The organism is Pseudoalteromonas sp. BDTF-M6, assembly GCF_018334135.1.
Lineage (GTDB): Bacteria > Pseudomonadota > Gammaproteobacteria > Enterobacterales > Alteromonadaceae > Pseudoalteromonas.
On the sequence record NZ_JAGXTQ010000002.1, the window covers coordinates 606,213 to 625,340 of the forward strand.

Below are 19,128 nucleotides of genomic sequence, written 5' to 3' on the forward strand. Positions count from 1 at the left end.
ACTGTAGCAATGGGAACGAGGACCATGAGCCAAGAATTTATTCAACATCAACAAAGAATTAGTGCGGTTAAACAGATTTTTTCACAACAACTGGCCACCGTCTTAAACCTGGTCGAGGTGCAGGCGCCTATTTTGGCTGAGGTCGGTGATGGCCTGCAGGATGAACTGAGCGGCCATGAAAAAGCGGTCGCGGTGCAAGTGAAAAGCCTGCCGCAACAAAGCTACGAAGTGGTGCACTCCCTGGCCAAGTGGAAGCGCAAGACTTTAGGGGACTACGGCTTTAGCGTCGGTACCGGTATTTACACTCATATGAAGGCGCTGCGCCCCGATGAAGATCGTCTCAGCCCCATCCATTCCGTATATGTGGATCAATGGGATTGGGAAAAGGTCATTTGTGAGCGCACCGAGCGAAGTCTGGCCTCACTAAAAGAGACAGTGAGAAGCATCTATGGCGCCATTAAGGCCACCGAGGAATATGTCGGTCGCGAATTTGGCATCGCGCCGCAACTACCACAGCAGATCCACTTTGTGCATGCCGAAAAGCTGCGCCAGGAATACCCGGACCTCAGTGCTAAAGAGCGCGAACGCGCTATTTGCCAGCGTTTGGGGGCGGTATTTTTGATTGGTATCGGTGGTCAACTGGCCGATGGTCAACGCCATGATGTGCGGGCGCCGGATTATGATGATTGGTCGACTAGCGCTGATGAAGGATTGCCGGGGTTAAACGGTGACATCCTGGTATGGAACAAGGTGCTTGAAGACGCCTTTGAGATTTCTTCCATGGGTATTCGTGTGTGTCCCGAGTCTTTATTAACTCAGCTTGAGCTCAGCGGACAAAGCCACAAAAGCACCATGCCTTGGCATCAGGCGTTATTGGCGAAGAAGCTGCCGCAAACCATAGGCGGCGGTATAGGCCAATCGCGACTAGCCATGTTGCTCTTACAAAAAAGCCATATAGGTCAGGTACAAGTAGGTGTGTGGCCACAGGAGGTGAAGCAACGCGAGGCACTGCTGTAATTTCTCCCTAACAGGTCACGCCAGCAACGACCTACGTGCTGGCGTGACCATCATTATGGAGCCGAGTTTTCAAAAAACTCTTTGGCACGGTGCATCTCAGATTGCTTTGGTTTGTAAAGAATCCAAGGCCCTTCAGCATCTTTTTTGTAGCGCAGAACCGAGTTTTCAATGTCAAACTGGTAATAAGGGAATACTTCCCTGAGGTTAAAGAACATAGCTGGCGCAAAGAAAATGATATCAGCGGCTAAGTAACCGCCATTAAATTTTAGGGGTAGGATACCGTAAAATGGTTCTTTTCCTTTTTGTTCCGCCTTAAATTCATATTGGCCGAAACTGGTGGTGCTAAAAGTGTGTTGTTCATCGGCATCAACTACAAAGCTTGAATTCGTATCTATGCTAAGGGTCACGTCATTTTGTAGGGCTTCAAATTGCGTACTGGCCGAGCAGCCAGCCAGGGCAGATAGTACCGCCATTAATGCAAGTTTCTTCATTATTATAATTCCGTTTTGAAGTAAGTTTCTAAGTTATTGAACGCTCTTCTGTATAAATGGAGGCAGGATTAACTGGTTTTAAACTCAATCTCTATTTTACTCTTTGCTATCTTTAGCACACAGGGTGGATATTGCCGCGCCGTTTTCAATGCCTTATCAAAAATCTGAATGGCAACCCCTGGGTTTAGCTTATGATGGGCGATAAGCTGGGCGTTATTTACCAGCGTGTTAAGCGCGTTATCCAGGGCGCTAAGTCTGGTTTCTAGTTCATCGGCCTGTTGCACCAGAGCCAGTTGCGTGGCACCGATTTTTTCGATTAACTGTTTTTTCTTGTCTTTATCTTTGAGGGCTTCGGCTTTTTCTAGCGCCTCCTGCAAGGTACGCAGCTTGGTGTCGTTTTCGTTTAAGTGTTGCACGTGGGTGTCATGCTCGGCGGTAATATCGGTGCCGCGGGCAAGCAGGTTAATGCGCATCTTGGCTCCCGACTCATTGCCGATTTCCCCAGCCTCCAAGCGACAGGCATCCAGGACTTCGCCGCCGAACAGTTTGCCATTGGGGTTATCGAGAGCGCCGACGATAATGCTGGCCATGGCCTTTAGTTGACAATGACTGGCCTGACGTTCGATATGTATATCATTGCCTTCGATATAGGCGTACTGGGCATGGCTAAGATAAACGCCATTAGCGGCGCTGATTTGGCAGGTCAGCTGTTGCTCATCCTGCTGATGGTTGGGGTGACCAAACGCCCCTTGTTTAATGCAGATATCGCCACTGGCGCTGAGTATGGCCGACTCCACCGTGCCGAGTACGGTTATGTCCCCCTTGGCGGTGACACGCATGCCTGGGGCGACTCCTTGGGTGATCAGCACAGAGCCATTAAAGCCGATATGGCCGCTTTTAACATTGACTTCGCCTATGGTGAAAATGTCATCGACACGCATGCCCTGATTGGTTTCAACCGGCACGCCGCTGATGGTGGCGATAAGTTCTAAAGGGTTATTGGGGTTGAGCTTGGCACCTTCCCCCGGGATCAGTTTCGATTGTTTACCTGGTTTGGGGGCCAAGATGTCACCAGTGACCGTATAGCCTTCTTTACCCGGGGTCGCGGGCTGTTGTGTCATCAGTAAGGCGCCGGGTTCAACGCTGGCCAGTTTACCAAAGTCACGCATATCGACGGTGCCATCGTCGCGGTGTTGCGGTCTATTGATGCGATCTTTTAGGGTGGCGGTTTCTTTGATCAGGGTGCTGTCTTTACCATCTGTGGGTAAGCGCCCTTTGGCCAGGGTGCCCTTAACCGCGGTGCCGGCGCCTAGGCGCAATTGTTGCTGCAACAGCTTTTCCAATAGCACCTGTTGATAGCCACGGCGTACACCGGCTGAGACGATGGCGCGCTTACCCTCATCCAGGGTGAGCATTTTGCCGCCCTGTGCCGTGGTGAGTCGGCCAATGGCACTCATTTTATCATCACTAATGCTCACTTCGAGTTGGGCGTCTACTTGTTTGGCGACTAAAAGGTGGTTGGTGTCGTGCTCACCGGCATAAAATTTATCAATTTCGGCGCTGGCAATATAGCAATTACCAAAGGGTGAATTTGCCAAGGCTTCAAGCAATAAGGCTTTCGACGGCGGCGGGGCGCTGTCGGCGTTGATATTAACTATTACCTGGCCATTGTCGGCTAATTCAAACACAAATAATTCCTTGCTAGCGCCAGACTTAGATGGGCGTGATTCTACTGTATGCAATTTACAAGGAGATTGGAAGATGTAGGAGGGGGAGACCATGAAATAACCCTGGGGTTATTTCATGGTTGAAGAGATTTAGTTGGTTGACGGTAATTCCATGATGCCATCAATCTCAACCTGAGAGCCTTTAGGTAGCTCTTTTACGCCAATTGCAGCGCGAGCAGGGTACGGAGTCTTAAAGTATTGGCTCATGATCTCGTTGACGATGGCAAAGTTGCTCAGGTCGGTCAAAAAGATATTTACTTTAACCATGTCCTGTAGCTCGCCACCAGCGGCTTCACATACGGCAATTAGGTTTTTAAATACCTGGTGAGTTTGCTCGGCAAAGTCGTCAGACACCATTTCCATAGTGCTTGGCACTAGAGGAATTTGGCCCGATAGATAAACGGCGGTGCCAACTTTAACGGCTTGGTTGTAAGTACCGATAGCCGAAGGAGCATTTTCGGTAGAAATGATAATTTTGTTCATGATTTTCCTTTATTTTTTTCTATAAACCTTTTGCACATCCGGCATTACCCGGATGCGACGCATAATATTGGCGACGTGAATTCGGTCTTTCACCGTCACGCCGAGGTCTATTACGTAGAGGTTACTTTCTTTTTCATCGGTTTGCAGTTCGACAATATTCGCTCCGGTAGAGGCCACTAAGCTGGTGAGCTTAGCCAGGGCACCCTGGTGGTTAATAATTTCCACCCGTAGCGTGGCGATGTATTCTTTCTCCGAATTGTCTTCCCACTTAACCACGAAATACTTTGATAACTCGTTGCGCCAGCCACGAATATTTTTACATTCCTGACGGTGTACGGTTAGTCCCTTACCTTGGCTGACGTAGGCGACGATATCGTCACCGGGCACCGGACGGCAGCATTTGGAGTAGTTTACCAACATGCCTTCGGTGCCTATGATCGCCGCCTTGGTCGAGGTTGCGAGCTTATCCAGGTCCGCTTCATCGCTCTGTAACAGGCGTTTGGCGACCAGTACGCTCATAATATTGCCACAGCCGATTTCCACCATCAGCTCCAGCACCGAGTTGACCTGATATTCTTCAAGCACCCGGTTAATGGTTTCGCTACTAATGTTGTCCAGTGAGTACTCGCCAAGGGCCGAGTCCAGGAGTCGGCGACCCAGTTGCAGCGCTTCTTCGTGACGCTGATTCTTAAGGTAGTTGCGCACACATAGACGCGCCTTGGCGGTCACGATAAAGTTCAACCAGGTGGCATTTGGATGCGCCCCCGAGCTGGTGATCACTTCCACGGTTTGCCCGGTGTCCAGTGGCTTGCTGAGCGGATGCGGCTTGCGGTTGACGCGAGCGCCGACACAGGTGTTACCCACATCTGTGTGCACCGCATAGGCAAAGTCTACCGCCGTGGCACCCATGGGCAGCTCGACGATACGACCATCCGGGGTGAACACATAAATCTCTTCCGGGAACAGATCGGTTTTTACGTTTTCCACGAATTCGAATGATGAGCCGGCACTTTGCTGCAGCTCCAGCAGGCTTTGCATCCACTGACGCGCCCTTTGTTGTGCGGTGTGACCGGAATTTTCGCCCGCCTTTTTATACATCCAGTGGGCCGCGACCCCTTTGTCGGCCATGTGATCCATGTCCAGGGTACGGATTTGAATTTCTACGGGAATGCCGTGCGGGCCAACCAGCGAGGTATGTAACGATTGGTAACCATTGGTTTTTGGTACCGCAATATAATCTTTAAAGCGGGTTTCAATGGGCTTATACAGGTTATGAGCCACACCGAGTACCCGATAGCAGGTGTCCATACTGTCGACCACAATGCGAAACGCATAGATGTCCATGACTTCGTTGAACATCAGCTCCTTGTTCAGCATCTTACGATAAATGCTGTACAGGTGTTTTTCCCTGCCGGACACCTGGGCGTGAATACCCCATTCGCTCAGGCGCGATTCTATTTCGCCTTGAATGTTGGTGATCACTTCCTTACGGTTGCCGCGGGCCTTGGCTACTTCCGACTTTAAGGCGCGGTAGCGCATCGGGTAGAGGGCTTGAAAACCCAGGTCTTCAAGCTCGTTTTTAATATCGTGGATACCCAAGCGGTTGGCGATGGGGGCAAAGATATCCAAGGTTTCACGGGCGATACGACGGCGCTTATCCGGACGCAGGGCACCCAGGGTGCGCATATTGTGCGTGCGGTCCGCGAGCTTGATCAGGATAACGCGAATATCCTGGGTCATCGCCATGATCATTTTGCGGTAGTTTTCCGCTTGGAATTCTCTTTTATCTTTAAAGCCGAGCTTGTCGAGCTTACTCACCCCTTCGACCAGATCGGCGACGGTTTCTCCGAAGATTCCCGCCAGGTCCTGTTGGGAAAAATCCGTGTCCTCGATGACATCGTGCATTAAGGCGGCCATCAGGGTTTCATGGTCCAACTTCATGTTGGCGAGGATTTGCGTTACTTCAACGGGGTGGGTGATATAAGGTTCGCCGCTTGAGCGAAATTGTCCTTCGTGCGCTTCTCTCGCCACGACATAGGCTTTTTGCACTAGCGCCACATCATCGGGTGCTAGGTATTCTGATATTTTTTTCTTGAGGCCTTCAAAGAGATACATTCACGCTCCGGAAACAGCGAGGAGAAATAGTTAATGAAGTGAATATACGATGAAAAGCGGGGAAAGCCAACGGCTGCAAGGAAATTGCAGCCGTTTACAGAGCATCATATGCGCTTATTGGTTACCACCAACGATAGCGGCAACGGCAGCCATTTCGGCAGCTTCTTGGTTTTGCTGCTCCTGGCGCTCGATTGCGTCTAGGGTATCTGGGGTAATGTGACCGTTTTCGATTTCACGTAAAGCGATAACCGTAGGTTTATCGTTTTCCGCGTCTACCATAGGGTCTTTACCGCCTACCGCAATCTGGCGCGCACGACGCGCCGCGACAAGGATCAAGTCAAAACGGTTGCCAATTTTATCTACTGCATCTTCAACAGTTACGCGAGCCATGCTTCACTCCAAAAATTAATTCTGTAAACGCCTAGTTTACTGCAACACCCACTCCAGGCCAATACTTGGGCGGGTTTTATTTTAATAGTTCGTCGATCAGGGCGCCGTGTTTACGCTTTTGTGTGCTTAGGCGCAAACGAGTGGCGGCCACTATGGTGGCTATTTCATCACGGGCGGTGTCGAAGTCATCATTAACCACCACGTAGTCGTACTCGTCGTAATGTGAGGTTTCCGATTGTGCTTTTTCCATGCGCGCGGCGATCACGTCTGCCGAGTCTTGACCGCGATTGGTAAGACGGCTTTGTAGTTCATCCTTGGACGGCGGCAAAATAAAAATGGTGGTCACTTCAGGAGCAAGCTCGCGTACCTGACGGGCGCCTTGCCAGTCGATGTCTAGGAACACATCGATGCCATTTTCCAGTTGCTGCTCGATGGCGGCCTTAGAGGTGCCGTAGTAGTTGTCGAACACCTGAGCCCACTCGAAGAAATCATCGTTATCGATCAGCTCTTTAAACTGGGCTTGGTCAACAAAGTGGTAATGTACGCCGTTTTCTTCCCCTGGACGAGGGGCGCGGGTGGTGTGCGATACCGACACCTGCATGTTGGCATGGCGCTCTAGCAAGGCATTGATAAGGCTAGATTTCCCTGCACCGGAAGGCGCAGAAAGAATAAACAAATTACCACGAACTTGGCTCATGTTGTCTCTCTAACTAATAATAGGACGACTAAAAATAGCCCACTAGTATAACGGATTTCTGTCTTTGGGTTAATAAGGAGGGTTGATAGCCCTAACACTGAGTAGAGTAAAGCCCTAGATGAGAGAAAGTGGCGATTCGACCTTGGCGAAACCCAGGTGCTGAGCTCAACGAGAGGCAAAACTTAACGTTCGTGCATTGCTTTTAATGGCCTTTTTACACTAACTTGATGATATTGACCGTGCTCAGGGGGAAACCGGTGCATTCACACAATCACCATCATCACCAGGATATCGCCTCCGAGCGCATCGGTTGGGCATTCTTTTTAAACCTCGGCTTTACCCTGATAGAGTTTGTTGGCGGCTGGCTCACTAATAGTACGGCGATCATGGCCGACGCGGTACACGACTTGGGTGACAGCCTAGCTATCGGCAGCGCCTGGGTGCTTAATAAACTAAGTAACAAGCATGCCAATGCCCGTTTTACCTATGGCTATCGGCGTCTAAGTTTGCTCGGTGCCTTGCTGAATTCTCTGGTACTGATCGTCGGCTCAAGCTGGGTGTTGGTGTTGGCCGTACCGCGACTTTTTGATCCGGTTATGCCCATGACCGAGGGTATGCTGCTGTTGGCGGTGCTTGGCATTGTTGTCAATGGCTATGCGGCGTTCAAACTGAGTAAGGGCAAATCCTTAAATGAAAAGGTGCTTAATTGGCACCTGCTGGAAGATGTGCTCGGTTGGGTGGCGGTGCTGCTGGTGGCCATTACCCTGACGTTTGTCGACTGGCCGATACTCGACCCCATCTTATCCATTCTGTTTACCCTCTTTATTCTGGTTAACGTGGCCCGCAATCTAGTGCAAACAATCAGATTGTTCCTGCAGGGGACGCCGGATCAGCAGACTCAAATCAGGCTTGCGGCGTTGCTGGTGGAGCCCAAAGAAATCAGTACTGCCCATCATGTACATTATTGGTCTTTGGATGGCGAGCATCATGTACTGACCGCCCATTTATGTTTGCACGAGCAACTCAATGCGGCAGAGGTGATGGACTTAAAGCTGAAGTTAGCGCACCTGCTTGCCGATTTCGATCTGGCTCACACCACCTTGGAGTTTGAATACCCCAAGGAACAATGCCGAGATCATAAAGGCCAGCAGTAGCCGCGATCAGTCAGGCGACTAACAAGGAGCCGAATTGGTGGGTTATAAATAGAAAAATGGCCCGGTTAAGGGCCATTGCTTAGGAGTCGCAACACAGAGATTAATATTTGTCGTCTAGGTGTTCACAGCGGCCGAACTCGGCACCGCCTTTCACCGCTTCCACAACTTGTTTAGGGAAGCTTAGCTCTTGGTTTACGCCGTCTTGGCAAACAAAGGCTTTGTTGGCGTCAATCTCAATGGTCATTGGCGTTGAAGCCCCAACCAGACCGGCCATCATTTCTGAGCCATTGGCACTGACACCAAAGATACCGTTGGTCATCAGGTTCTTAGCTTCAATTACACCTTGCTTAGCGAAGAACTCTTCACCCGTCATCCAGCCGATACCTTCTAGGTAGATGGTTGAACCTGCTGGCATACCACCGATTAGGGTACGGCCTGTGATAAGGGATAAATCGTCGTTTGCGTCCATCACCATCATCAGAGGCAGGCCTGAATTTGCGGCAATGTCTTCATGGGTTAGGTTGAATGGCGCTGCACACATGTTCATACCGAAGTTAACAAAAGGTACATCGTCACACCAACGCAGGCCACCTAGTTCGGTAATTTCGTCGGTACCGGCGTGCCATACTTTCACACCCTGACCGAAGGCTCTGCGACCAAAGCCACGTTGTGAACCAAAGGCGATGCGCTCACCATCTTGAGAAATAACCGAGGCATTGAGGGCGCCAAAGTCTTTAAACAAATCGCGTAATTTGCCATCGACCCAAGCCAATTGTGAGTTGTTGTTGTTACCCGAACCGGTAATGGTTTTACCATTGCCAGACACTCTGTCGGCGCGAACCCAGGCTTCTGTGCGCTCACCGTTGATCAGCACCTCATAACTATTGCCCCATCTGCTAGGGATAAACTCTAAGCCATCGGTCAACAGGGTCGCTTTACCCGTTTTGGTATTCCAAATGGTTGGCACGCCGTAAGACTGAGAAGCCGCGCCAGGCGCACACTCATTGCCGCCGGCATTCGGTTTACGGGAGTTGCCCACGACAATGTGACCTGTGTCATCCATGTCCCAAATAGCATGAGAGCTTACGCTTGTTTGTCCACCTAGCGCACAGGTGTTGTTGCTCGGGTCTTCTAATGCGGTTAACTGATTCGAGCGCAGGTCCCAAATCGCACCTTGAGCAATGCCGTTGCCATCCATATCGGCCAGCACCGCGGCTTTTGTTGCCGTTTTGTTCATTGCCGCATTGGTTGCTTTCAATGGGGCAAAGCCTTCGGGGGTGACCACAGTCTCAAAAGAGTTTTGCACGCTGTCATAGATAAAAGGAATGCCTGTTAGGGTCGTGCCCAGTGCTTTTTTACCATTCTTCGAGTGATCAACGACAAACGCAGAAACAAGCGGCGTGTATTGAATTCCGCTGTGATAACCGTTGAAGTACATTTCCACTTCTTTGGTTTCACCGCCAGACACTATGATTTCAGTCATGTCACAGGCCTGATCTAGCGCTGGAGACGTACCTTCATTCTCATTCCAGTATTCATTCTCGGAGATGATACTCGTTGGTGTGGTTGGGTAGCCACCGGCAAGAATAGGATCCATATAAAGAGCATAACGACCGCCCGGGGTTAGACCACTAATGGTGAATGAACCGTCTGGACCAACTAGGCCTTGGGTCATGTTACCACTTTGCTGGGTGATCACGTCGTAAAGCGGGTTATCCAGGTTACGCGCAACCATGTTCATACCCGAGTATTCAACGCCTTCTTTGGTGTATAACTTACCCTTAATGGTGCCGTATTTAGATTTATAATCCGCCGTTGGGTAGAGGTCGGAAATATTGACGATATCATCACGCACATTGACCGTGCCTTGCTCTAGGCCTTCGACTCCACGTACGTTAATGAAGGGGTACATGGTTTCGATGCTATCGGTTGGTGCTTGACCACGATTCGTGTAAGTCGTTGTACCTGCACAACCGGCAACACCATCATGGAGCGGGAACCAAGGTTTAGCTACGTAGGTAAAATGGCCGTTTGCTTGAGAGTGTGACATGTTCATGGCATGACCAAACTCATGCGTGAATACGCCTTGTACCATTTTGCCCTCGGTGTCATTGATATCGATATACCAGCCATTCATCAGCGCCGTCGCTTCGAGAATCTCACCGGTTTCTTCGTTGGCGATTTCTGGAAAGGCGATACCCAATACCTGGTCACGAGGAATACCAAAGTAATTCTCTAAAATAGCGCCATCGGTGTCATAGTTAACCCAAAAGCCGTAGCCATTTTCCGCGCTGTAAATCTGATCTACATTGCTGGCATTCACATCGCTAATACCCGTTTTACTCTCAATTGTTCCGGCGATGGCCATTGACAGGGTTGAGGTTTCAACGTTGGACCATTGAGCAACCGCATCGGCGGTTACGGCATTGGCCTGGGCGATGGTAAGAAAAGTATAATCGCGGTCAAGCGGGACGTTTTTTTCCAGCACTGTGCCATCGGGCAGGGTGATATCTACGTTGAAGGTAGAGCCCTTTTCAAGCACGGTAAAGCTTTCGACGTCGTTACCGTCTTTATCTTTGATAAGTTGACCGCCATCTGTCCACACTGGGATTGTGCCTTTAGAGGTATCCCACTTATAAGGCTGCATGGTTTTTTCATGAACATAAAGTGGGCCGCCTGCAATTGAGCCCATCGAGATGGTAGCAAGGGCGATGCCTGCTGCAATTTTTGAGAATTTCATTACTGCTGTACTCCTGCAAGTCGACCAACTAGGCCCATAAAGGTATCTACGTCTAGCGCCCCTGGGGTGGTAATAAGGTTGCGCTCTTCATCGGTAAATTTGGATGTGTCCATATCTTCAAACAAGCCGCTGTTTGCGAACTGATTAACGGCTTTGCCATTAGTGACCACAAACTTACCTTGAGCCATGCCTGCGGTGGTTTGGAAGCCGGTGATAGAGGCTGGTTTGTACATAAAGGCAATGACGGTTTCGCCTTCATGCCATTTTGCAAAGCCTTCAGGAGTCACACCCAGGTACACCTTGCCATTGCCCAAAGAGCGCGGCTTAAGCAGACCGAATTGGCGGAAGGTATAGGTTGAGTCGTCCTGCAACTTACCCTTGGCGTCACTGTTTACCGCAATGGTGACTTCGGTGTAGGGGCGCTTATTATCAAAGCCATCGGTTACTTTGATAACCTCGCCAGCGATGATGTTTTGCGAAGCCACGGTGAGCTCTTGCAAGTTTTGCTTCTTAAGCTTCATTGCATTAGCTGACGTAGCAAGTGATAAACCTGCAGCGACAGTCAATGCGATCGAAGCCTTTTTAAGTAATGATTTTGTTTTCATTGGACACTCTCCATTGATGAATGTGTAGTAATCATCGAGCTGTTAATAACATGTTTCGGTGGTGAACATTTATTGAACATTGTGGGTGAGTATTCAACGCAATTTATGTACACTTTTGTACAGGTGTAAACTTTTTAGCTGTGCCTGATGTAATTCGGTTTTATGTTTAAATTGATATAAATATCAATTGCTTGATGTTGTTTCTATCCCGGTTTTGAGGCCTGTCTATAACTGTGTCCTTACCTTATTTCGAGACGAGGTAAGTAGAAGATTTTGTTAACTTAATTGTTTCTATTTAGTGGAAATCTTGGGGGGAGGGTTTTTAATAACATATGGTTATTAATAAGTAAGTTTGTATAACTGTATTTTTATATTTATGCAGCTAATCACGATAAAAAAACAAGATCGAAAAGTCTAAGGTGGAATAGAAAAATGGCCCGGTTAAGGGCCATTACTTGGGGTCACAACATAAAGATTAATAGGTGTCGTCTAGGTGCTCACAGCGACCGAATTCAGCGCCACTTTTAACTGCGGCTATCACCTGCTTAGGGAAGCTCAGCTCCTGGTTAGTGCCATCTTTACAAACAAAGGCTTTGTTTGCATCGATTTCAATACTCATTGGCACACCCGCCAAGCCAGCCATCATCTCCGAGCCGTTGGCGCTCATCGCAAACCAGTTGTCGGTTAGTAGGTTCTTGGCTTCTACCACACCCTGACGAGCAAAAAACTCAGATGCTTTCATCCAGCCCAGACCTTCCATGTAGATGGCGCTGCCGCCATTGTAGCGGGCAGTGATCACGGACAGATCCTCATTGGCGTCGAGCGGAAGCATGCTAGGTACACCCAATACCGATGAGATGTACTCATGATCTAGGTTATACGGCGCTTCGCAGTAGTTGGTCCAGCGTTGAATATAGGGAATATCGTCACACCAGCGTAAGCTGCCTAAGCTCTTAATTTCATCAGTTTTGGTGTTCCAGACTTTGATGCCATCATATTTACGATTTCGGCCTTCACCAATCAGCGTATTAAAGGCAACTTGCTCGCCATCGGTACTCATTACGGCTGTGTCACGGGCACCATACATGGTGTTGATATCATGCAGTTCACCGTCAACCCAGGCCACTAGGCCCTGGCTGTTGCCAGTACCGGTGATCACTTCACCATTGCCCGAAATGGCATCGGCGCGGATCCACGCTTCTGTGCGACCGCCATTGATTTGCGCGTACATGCGCGAGCCATAAGAAGCTTTTACAAACTCTAGACCATTAAGCAGCAGGGTCGCTTTGCCTGTGTTGACATCCCATACCGTAGGGACTGCGTATGAGCTGGCGCCTTGTCCTGTTGCACACTCGTCTCCACCTGAATTGGGCTTACGTGTAACACCAACTATCTGCTTGCCTTCATCATCAATGTCCCAGATAGAATGAGAGCTGACACCTTGCTGGCTTGAAAGGTAACAAGTGTTGTTAGTTAGGTCTTCCAATACAGTTAACTTGCCGGAGCGAATGTCCCACACCGCGCCCTGGCCAATGCCATTGCCATCGAGATCTGCAACCACCGCTGCCTTGGTGGCAGTTTTGTTCATTGCCGCGGTTGTTGAGCTCAGCAGTGGCGCGCCGTTTTCAGCAAACATCAGGTCAAAGGTATTGTGAACGCTATCGTATACGAAAGGCACGCCACCATACGTGGTGCCGAGCGCCTTTTTACCATTTTTGGCGTGCTCGGTAACAAAGGCTTGTACGAGAGGGGTGTACTGAATACCGTCATTGTAGCCGTTGAAATGCATTTCAATTTCTTTAGTCTCACCGCCGGCAACAACGATCTCAGTCATATCACAGGCATTGTCTGTTGCTGGTGATGAGTTTTCGTTGCTGTTCCAATACTCAGACTCGGAAATAAGCGCGGATGGGGTGGTTGGGTAGCCACCGGCACGAATTGGCTCCATATATAGCGCATAACGGCCGCCAGGTGTTAAGCCATTGATGGTGAACGAGCCATCGGGGCCGATACGACCTTGTGTCATGTTACCCGTTTGCTGAGTGATCACGTCGTACATGGGGTTATCCAGGTTACGGGCGATCATGTTCATGCCCGAGTACTCAACCCCATCTTTGGTAAGCAGTTTACCCTTGATGGTACCGTATTTGGTTTTGTAATCCGCAGTTGGGTAGAGGTCGGAAATATTAACAATGTCATCACGTACGTTGACAGTACCTTGCTCCGCACCTTCAGCGCTGCGCACGTTGATAAATGGGAACATGGTTTCAATGCCATCGGCTGGAGCTTGGCCTCGACGTGTGTATTCGTTAGTCGTGCTGCAGCCAGGTACACCATCGTACTGAGGGCTCCAAGGGGAGGCTATATAGGTTAAATGGCCATTTGCTTGCGAGTGAGACATATTCATAGCGTGACCGAATTCATGGGTAAATACACCCTGAACCATCTTGCCTTCGGTGTCGTTGATATCTATGTACCAACCATTCATCAGTGCCGTTGCTTCGGTGATTTCACCGGTTTCTTCATCGGCCCACTCAGGGAAGGCAATCCCCAGTACCTGGTTACGAGGGATACCAAAATATTCTTCCAGAATTGCGCCATCACTGTCGTAGTTAACCCAGAAGCCATAACCATTTTCCGCACCATAGATCTGGTCTACATTAGATGCATTAACGTCACTGATGCCAGTTTGGCTTTCAATGGTGCCTGCAACGGCCATATCCAAGGTTGACGTTTCAACATTTGACCATTGGGCAACGGCGTCGGCAGTTACGGCGTTAGCTTGAGCAATCGTCAGGAAGGTGTAATCGCGATCTAGGGTTATGTTCTTAGGCAGGACCTCACCATCAGGCAGCGTGATATCAACGTTGAACTTAGTGCCTTTCTCTAAAATGGTGAATGCTTGAACATCGTTACCATCTTTGTCTTTAATGAGTTGACCACCGTCGGTCCATACAGGGATGGTTCCGTTTGCGGTATTCCACTTGTATGGTTGCATTGTCTTTTCGTGGATATATAGAGGGCCACCGGCAAGTGCTCCGGCAGACAGTGTGGCTAAAGCAATACCTGCTGCAAGTTTTGAAAATTTCATTACTGCTGTCCTCCCGCTAATTTACCGATCAAATTCATAAAGACATCAACTTTCACGGCGCCAGGATTAGTGAGCATATTACGCTCTTCATCAGAAAATTTTGATGTATCCATGTCTTCAAATAAGCCCGTGTTCGCAAATTGGTTTACAACTTTGCCATCGCGCACAACAAACTTACCTTGTGCCATGCCCGCGGTCGTTTGGAAGCCGGTAATAGAAGCCGGTTTGTACATAAAGGCAATCACGTTTTCACCTTCGTTCCATTTGGCGAAACCGTCCGGTGTAACGCCTAAATACACCTTGCCGTTGCCCATTGAGCGTGGCTTTAGCAAGCCAAACTGGCGAAAAGTGTAGGTTGAGTCGTCCTTTAGTTTGCCTTTGGCATCACTGTTGACCGCGATGGTGACCTCGGTATAAGGGCGTTTGTTATCGAAGCCATCGGTGACTTTAATGACTTCGCCGGCGATGATGTTTTGTGACGCGGAAGTGAGTTCTTCTAGGTTTTGTTTTTTCAGCTTCATAGCATTAGCCGAAGTAGCAAGCGATAAACCCGCCGCAACTGTTAGCGCAACTGAAGCCTTCTTGAGCATGGATTTGGCTCTCATTGGACATTCTCCGTTGATGATTTTTTATTATTCACCGAGATTGTTATTATATTTTCGGTGGCTTTTAGTTATTTAATAATCGGCGTTGATGGTCAATTTATTATGTGTACCATTTTGTGTTTAAATTGTGTTGAATTGTGTTGGTTGTTTTTTTTGATTGTTATTTTTTGTTTTATTTTCTTTTTAAACAGTGGGTTACGATTTGGTCTTTGACCTGGGTAAATTAATGATAGAGTATTTGTTCAGTTTTTTTGGTTTTTAGATATTTATTTTCATTTAATTTTTAAGGCTGTTTTTAATTCTAAAGTTTTATATTTCATTTAATTATATTTTTTGTTTTTAATATGAATTAACGAGATAATGAAGATAAATAAGCATTAAAAACATGTGCTTGTAAAAACTCGTTTGCTTGAGCAAAACAGGCAAAAAAAAACCCCGCATGATGCGAGGCTGGTTAAAACGTTTAATTTCGAGCGGAGGGCTTATTCAATATTCTGAATTTGCTCACGCATTTGCTCAATTAAGACCTTTAATTCAACGGCGGCGTTGGTGACTTCGGTGTTAATCGACTTTGAAGCAAGGGTGTTCGCTTCACGGTTAAACTCTTGCATCATAAAATCAAGACGTCGACCACAGGCACCGCCTTTTTTCAGAATCTTATGGGTTTCCTTTACGTGTGATTTCAGGCGGTCGAGCTCTTCGGCTACGTCTTGCTTTTGTGCTAAGTAGATAAGTTCTTGCTCTAGGCGGTTTTCATCGATCTCGGCCTGCAGTTCTTCAAGCTTTTGCGACAGCTTCTCGCGTTGCCATTTGATCACTTCCGGCATGTGCGTTTCAACTATGGCCACTTGCTCAAGGATGGCATCTAAGCGGGTGCTGATCATCTGCTCAAGATTTCCGCCTTCGCTGCCACGGGCGGCTTTAAATTCTTCGATGGCGCTGTCTAGGCCGGCAACTAATTCACCTTGCACCACATCCATATCCATTTCTTCGGCTTCCATTACACCGGGCCAGCGTAGAATATCCACTGGGTTAATATCGCCTTTACTTTGCGCTTGTACCCATTGAGCACTCTTTACCAGTTGTGAGGCCAATGATTCATTGATGTTGAGCTCACCGACATGGGCTGGGTTGGCGGCAAATTTTAGGAAGACCTCTACCTTGCCCCTTTGCAGGTTCTTTCGCAGGCGTTCACGGATCACAGGCTCTAAACCACGAAATTGCTCTGGGGCGCGAATAAAAGTTTCCAAGTAACGTTGGTTTACGGAGCGGATTTCCCAAGTTCCGGTACCCCATTCGCCTTTCACTTCTTGGCGAGCATACGCAGTCATGCTGTGGATCATGAATGATTTCCTAATTTTGAATAGCAGTATCGCTATGATTATACCTTAACAAAATGTGAGCTCTAGCAGAATTTTCAGGCAAAAATGGTCATTTTCATAAAAGTGCCGTGGCATAGCCGCGGGTGAACACATATAATGAACGAAATTTTTTATTGAAGGGGATAGTGAATGCGTCCAAGTGAAAGAACACCTAATCAAATTCGCCCAGTGACCTTTACACGCCAATACACCATGCATGCCGAAGGTTCGGTGTTGGTTGAGTTTGGTAATACCAAGGTTTTATGTACGGCGAGTGTTGAAGCTGGTGTACCGCGCTTTATGAAGGGCCAGGGTAAGGGTTGGGTTACCGCAGAATACGGTATGTTGCCACGTTCTACCCATACTCGTAATAACCGTGAAGCGGCGCGTGGTAAACAAGGTGGACGTACCATGGAAATTCAACGCCTGATCGCGCGCGCGTTACGTGCGGCGGTTGATTTGAAAGCCTTGGGTGAAAACACTATCACCATAGATTGCGACGTGATTCAAGCCGATGGCGGTACGCGTACCGCGTCAATTAGCGGTGCCTGTGTTGCGCTTGTTGATGCCCTAACTTATATGCGTAGCAAGGGTATGATCAACACCAATCCGCTCAAGCACATGATTGCGGCTATTTCCGTGGGTATCTATAACGGTGAGCCAATCAGTGACTTGGAATACTTAGAAGATTCTGCGGCGGAAACCGATATGAACGTGATTCTGACCGAAACCGGTAAAATCATCGAAGTACAGGGCACCGCAGAGGGTGAACCATTCTCATTCGATGAGCTTGAGCAAATGCTAAGCCTGGCGAAGCATTCTATTCGTGAAATCATCGATATCCAAAAGCAAACCTTGGCTTAACCCCTAACAGCTTGACGAGTAGAGTAATGAAAGAATATCAAAAGCAGTTTATTGAATTCGCACTAGCCAAACAGGTCCTTAAGTTTGGTGAGTTCACCTTGAAGTCTGGACGCACGAGCCCGTATTTCTTTAATGCTGGCTTATTTAATACGGGCAAAGACCTGGCCAAATTAGGCCGTTTTTATGCCGCAGCCCTGGAAGATGCGGGTATCGAGTACGACTTATTATTTGGTCCTGCCTATAAAGGTATTCCAATTGCGACTACCACGGCGGTTGCTTTGGCGGATCATTACGATAAAGACGTGCCTTATTGCTTTAATCGCAAAGAGAAGAAAGACCACGGTGAAGGCGGTAGCTTGGTCGGCTCTGAGCTTAAAGGTAAAGTAATGCTGGTGGACGATGTGATTACCGCGGGTACCGCGATTCGTGAGTCCATGGAAATCATTGCGGCTAATGGTGCAGATCTGTCCGGCGTGCTAATTGCTTTAGACCGTCAGGAAAAGGGCAAGGCTGAATTGTCGGCGATTCAAGAAGTAGAACGTGACTTTAATACTCAGGTTGTCTCTATCGTAAAGCTGGCCGACCTGATTACCTATTTGGAACAGCAAGGTGATATGGACGAGCACCTGCAGGCGGTAAAAGCGTACCGCGACCAGTACGGTGTTGCCTAACATATATTAAGAGCCCCTTCATTGGGGCTTTTTTTTGGCTGAAGAAAAGAGTATGCAATGCAAGTAAACTCCAATAAACCTAATGGTCAGGGCATAGGGCGACTATTTAAAGCGTTACGTTGTACTTATCTCGGTTTAAGCGCTGCTATAAAAGAAGAAGCCGCTTTTCGTCAAGAACTGGCCCTGGTTCTGATCTTATTTCCTTTATCCTTTGCTATTGCCAACGACCCCTTACATTGGGTGGCACTGGTTGCAGTGCTATTACTGGTATTGGTCGTTGAGTTAATCAACTCGGCGATAGAGGCCCTAACGGATAGAGTCTCTACAGATATGCATATACTATCCGGGCGAGCCAAGGACATGGGTTCTGCCGCAGTGTCTTTGACTTTATTAATCGCAGCTTTGGTTTGGGGCGTCAGTATCTATCAATATGTAGTGGGTGTTTTATAAGCACAAAAACACTTAAAACAGCATAAAAGGCCATTTAAAGGATATTTAATGGCCTTTTTTAATGCCTTTTGTGTGTAATTTGCGCAAACGATCTATTTTTTGCAATTTTCTTCAAAAAAGGGCTTGCGTCGAAATCGAATCTCCCTATAATGCGACCCCACTGAGACGGCAGGCAGCAACGCATAGCGAGGCGCTAGCGACTCAGGGAGTCAAGTAAAACTGGGTTTTAAGAAACTTTAAACTTTCTCAAAATTAAGTGTTGACAACAAATTAGGAAAGCGTAGAATGCGCAGCCCTAACGCGGTGAAAGCCGCAGCGACAACGGGTCGCAACGTTCTTTAAAAATATGAAGCAATCATCTGTGTGGGCACTCGTACAGGTTGAGTTCTAACAGCAGATTCTAGTTCGCTAGATGACGCAAAGAAATTTAGAGTCTCAATTGAACTGAGTGACCAACGGAAACAAGTTTACTTGTTTCAGCACAGTCAATTCGATTCGAAAGAATCAAAATCAGAATTCAATGAGCGCCGAATCTTCGGATTCAAAAAACTTTTAATTGAAGAGTTTGATCATGGCTCAGATTGAACTCTGGCGGCAGGCCTAACACATGCAAGTCGAGCGGTAACATTTCTAGCTTGCTAGAAGATGACGAGCGGCGGACGGGTGA

16 protein-coding genes and 1 rRNA gene are annotated in these 19,128 nt (G+C 48.2%); 6 read left to right on the plus strand and 11 right to left on the minus strand.

Annotated elements, in window-relative coordinates; genetic code table 11:
• Positions 1-24 precede the first annotated feature (24 nt).
• Positions 25-1,017, plus strand: a complete 993-nt coding sequence (gene asnA, locus KD147_RS07155) for an aspartate--ammonia ligase (RefSeq protein WP_105187781.1) — start codon at positions 25-27, stop codon at positions 1,015-1,017.
• A gap of 53 nt (positions 1,018-1,070) precedes the next feature.
• Here the strand turns inward: asnA and KD147_RS07160 are convergent, their stop codons facing one another.
• From KD147_RS07160 to gmk, 6 genes are all read right to left on the minus strand, one after another.
• Positions 1,071-1,508: a hypothetical protein gene (locus KD147_RS07160; protein WP_199774837.1), complete on the minus strand. Its 438-nt coding sequence runs from the start codon at positions 1,506-1,508 to the stop codon at positions 1,071-1,073.
• A gap of 68 nt (positions 1,509-1,576) precedes the next feature.
• Entirely contained in the window at positions 1,577-3,196 is a 1,620-nt protein-coding gene (locus KD147_RS07165) for a flagellar assembly protein A (RefSeq protein ID WP_212547340.1), read from the minus strand.
• Between the two features lie 129 nt (positions 3,197-3,325).
• Positions 3,326-3,718: a deaminase RidA gene (gene ridA, locus KD147_RS07170; protein ID WP_105187778.1), complete on the minus strand. Its 393-nt coding sequence runs from the start codon at positions 3,716-3,718 to the stop codon at positions 3,326-3,328.
• A gap of 9 nt (positions 3,719-3,727) precedes the next feature.
• Complete coding sequence (gene spoT, locus KD147_RS07175) at positions 3,728-5,833, minus strand: bifunctional GTP diphosphokinase/guanosine-3',5'-bis pyrophosphate 3'-pyrophosphohydrolase (RefSeq protein ID WP_212547341.1); 2,106 nt, start codon at positions 5,831-5,833, stop codon at positions 3,728-3,730.
• A gap of 114 nt (positions 5,834-5,947) precedes the next feature.
• Positions 5,948-6,223 (minus strand): DNA-directed RNA polymerase subunit omega, encoded by a 276-nt coding sequence (gene rpoZ / locus KD147_RS07180; RefSeq protein WP_105187776.1) that lies wholly within the window; start codon positions 6,221-6,223, stop codon positions 5,948-5,950.
• Between the two features lie 76 nt (positions 6,224-6,299).
• On the minus strand, positions 6,300-6,920 hold the full coding sequence (gene gmk, locus KD147_RS07185) for a guanylate kinase (protein ID WP_105253833.1): 621 nt from the start codon (positions 6,918-6,920) through the stop codon (positions 6,300-6,302).
• 227 nt (positions 6,921-7,147) lie between these two features.
• Here gmk and KD147_RS07190 point away from each other — a divergent pair, with 227 nt between their 5' ends.
• Positions 7,148-8,074, plus strand: a complete 927-nt coding sequence (locus KD147_RS07190) for a cation diffusion facilitator family transporter (RefSeq protein WP_502710218.1) — start codon at positions 7,148-7,150, stop codon at positions 8,072-8,074.
• A 100-nt stretch (positions 8,075-8,174) separates the two neighbouring features.
• Here KD147_RS07190 and KD147_RS07195 read toward each other — a convergent pair whose 3' ends face one another.
• The 5 genes from KD147_RS07195 to KD147_RS07215 all read right to left on the minus strand — a co-directional run bounded on the left by KD147_RS07195 (position 8,175) and on the right by KD147_RS07215 (position 16,458).
• Positions 8,175-10,814 (minus strand): zinc metalloprotease, encoded by a 2,640-nt coding sequence (locus KD147_RS07195; protein WP_212547343.1) that lies wholly within the window; start codon positions 10,812-10,814, stop codon positions 8,175-8,177.
• Entirely contained in the window at positions 10,814-11,335 is a 522-nt protein-coding gene (locus tag KD147_RS07200) for a hypothetical protein (protein WP_233998314.1), read from the minus strand. The genes KD147_RS07195 and KD147_RS07200 overlap by 1 nt, the downstream gene beginning before the upstream one ends.
• A gap of 559 nt (positions 11,336-11,894) precedes the next feature.
• Positions 11,895-14,510: a zinc metalloprotease gene (locus tag KD147_RS07205; RefSeq protein ID WP_105187771.1), complete on the minus strand. Its 2,616-nt coding sequence runs from the start codon at positions 14,508-14,510 to the stop codon at positions 11,895-11,897.
• Entirely contained in the window at positions 14,510-15,031 is a 522-nt protein-coding gene (locus tag KD147_RS07210; RefSeq protein ID WP_234399084.1) for a hypothetical protein, read from the minus strand. Before KD147_RS07210 ends, KD147_RS07205 begins: the two co-directional genes overlap by 1 nt.
• A gap of 566 nt (positions 15,032-15,597) precedes the next feature.
• Positions 15,598-16,458 (minus strand): YicC/YloC family endoribonuclease, encoded by an 861-nt coding sequence (locus KD147_RS07215; protein WP_212547344.1) that lies wholly within the window; start codon positions 16,456-16,458, stop codon positions 15,598-15,600.
• 168 nt (positions 16,459-16,626) lie between these two features.
• On the opposite strand from KD147_RS07215, the gene rph reads away from it, so the two are divergent.
• From rph to KD147_RS07235, 4 genes are all read left to right on the plus strand, one after another.
• Positions 16,627-17,340 carry a ribonuclease PH gene (gene rph / locus KD147_RS07220; RefSeq protein WP_105187768.1) on the plus strand — a complete coding sequence of 238 codons (714 nt, stop codon included), beginning with the start codon at positions 16,627-16,629 and terminating at the stop codon, positions 17,338-17,340.
• A gap of 26 nt (positions 17,341-17,366) precedes the next feature.
• Positions 17,367-18,011, plus strand: coding sequence for an orotate phosphoribosyltransferase (pyrE, locus tag KD147_RS07225; protein WP_105187767.1), 645 nt, complete (start codon positions 17,367-17,369; stop codon positions 18,009-18,011).
• A 57-nt stretch (positions 18,012-18,068) separates the two neighbouring features.
• The gene (locus KD147_RS07230; RefSeq protein WP_212547345.1) at positions 18,069-18,461 is read left to right on the plus strand and encodes a diacylglycerol kinase; all 393 of its coding nucleotides are present in this window, start codon (positions 18,069-18,071) and stop codon (positions 18,459-18,461) included.
• Positions 18,462-19,014: 553 nt separating this feature from the next.
• Positions 19,015-19,128 (plus strand): 16S ribosomal RNA (locus tag KD147_RS07235); the annotation flags it as partial.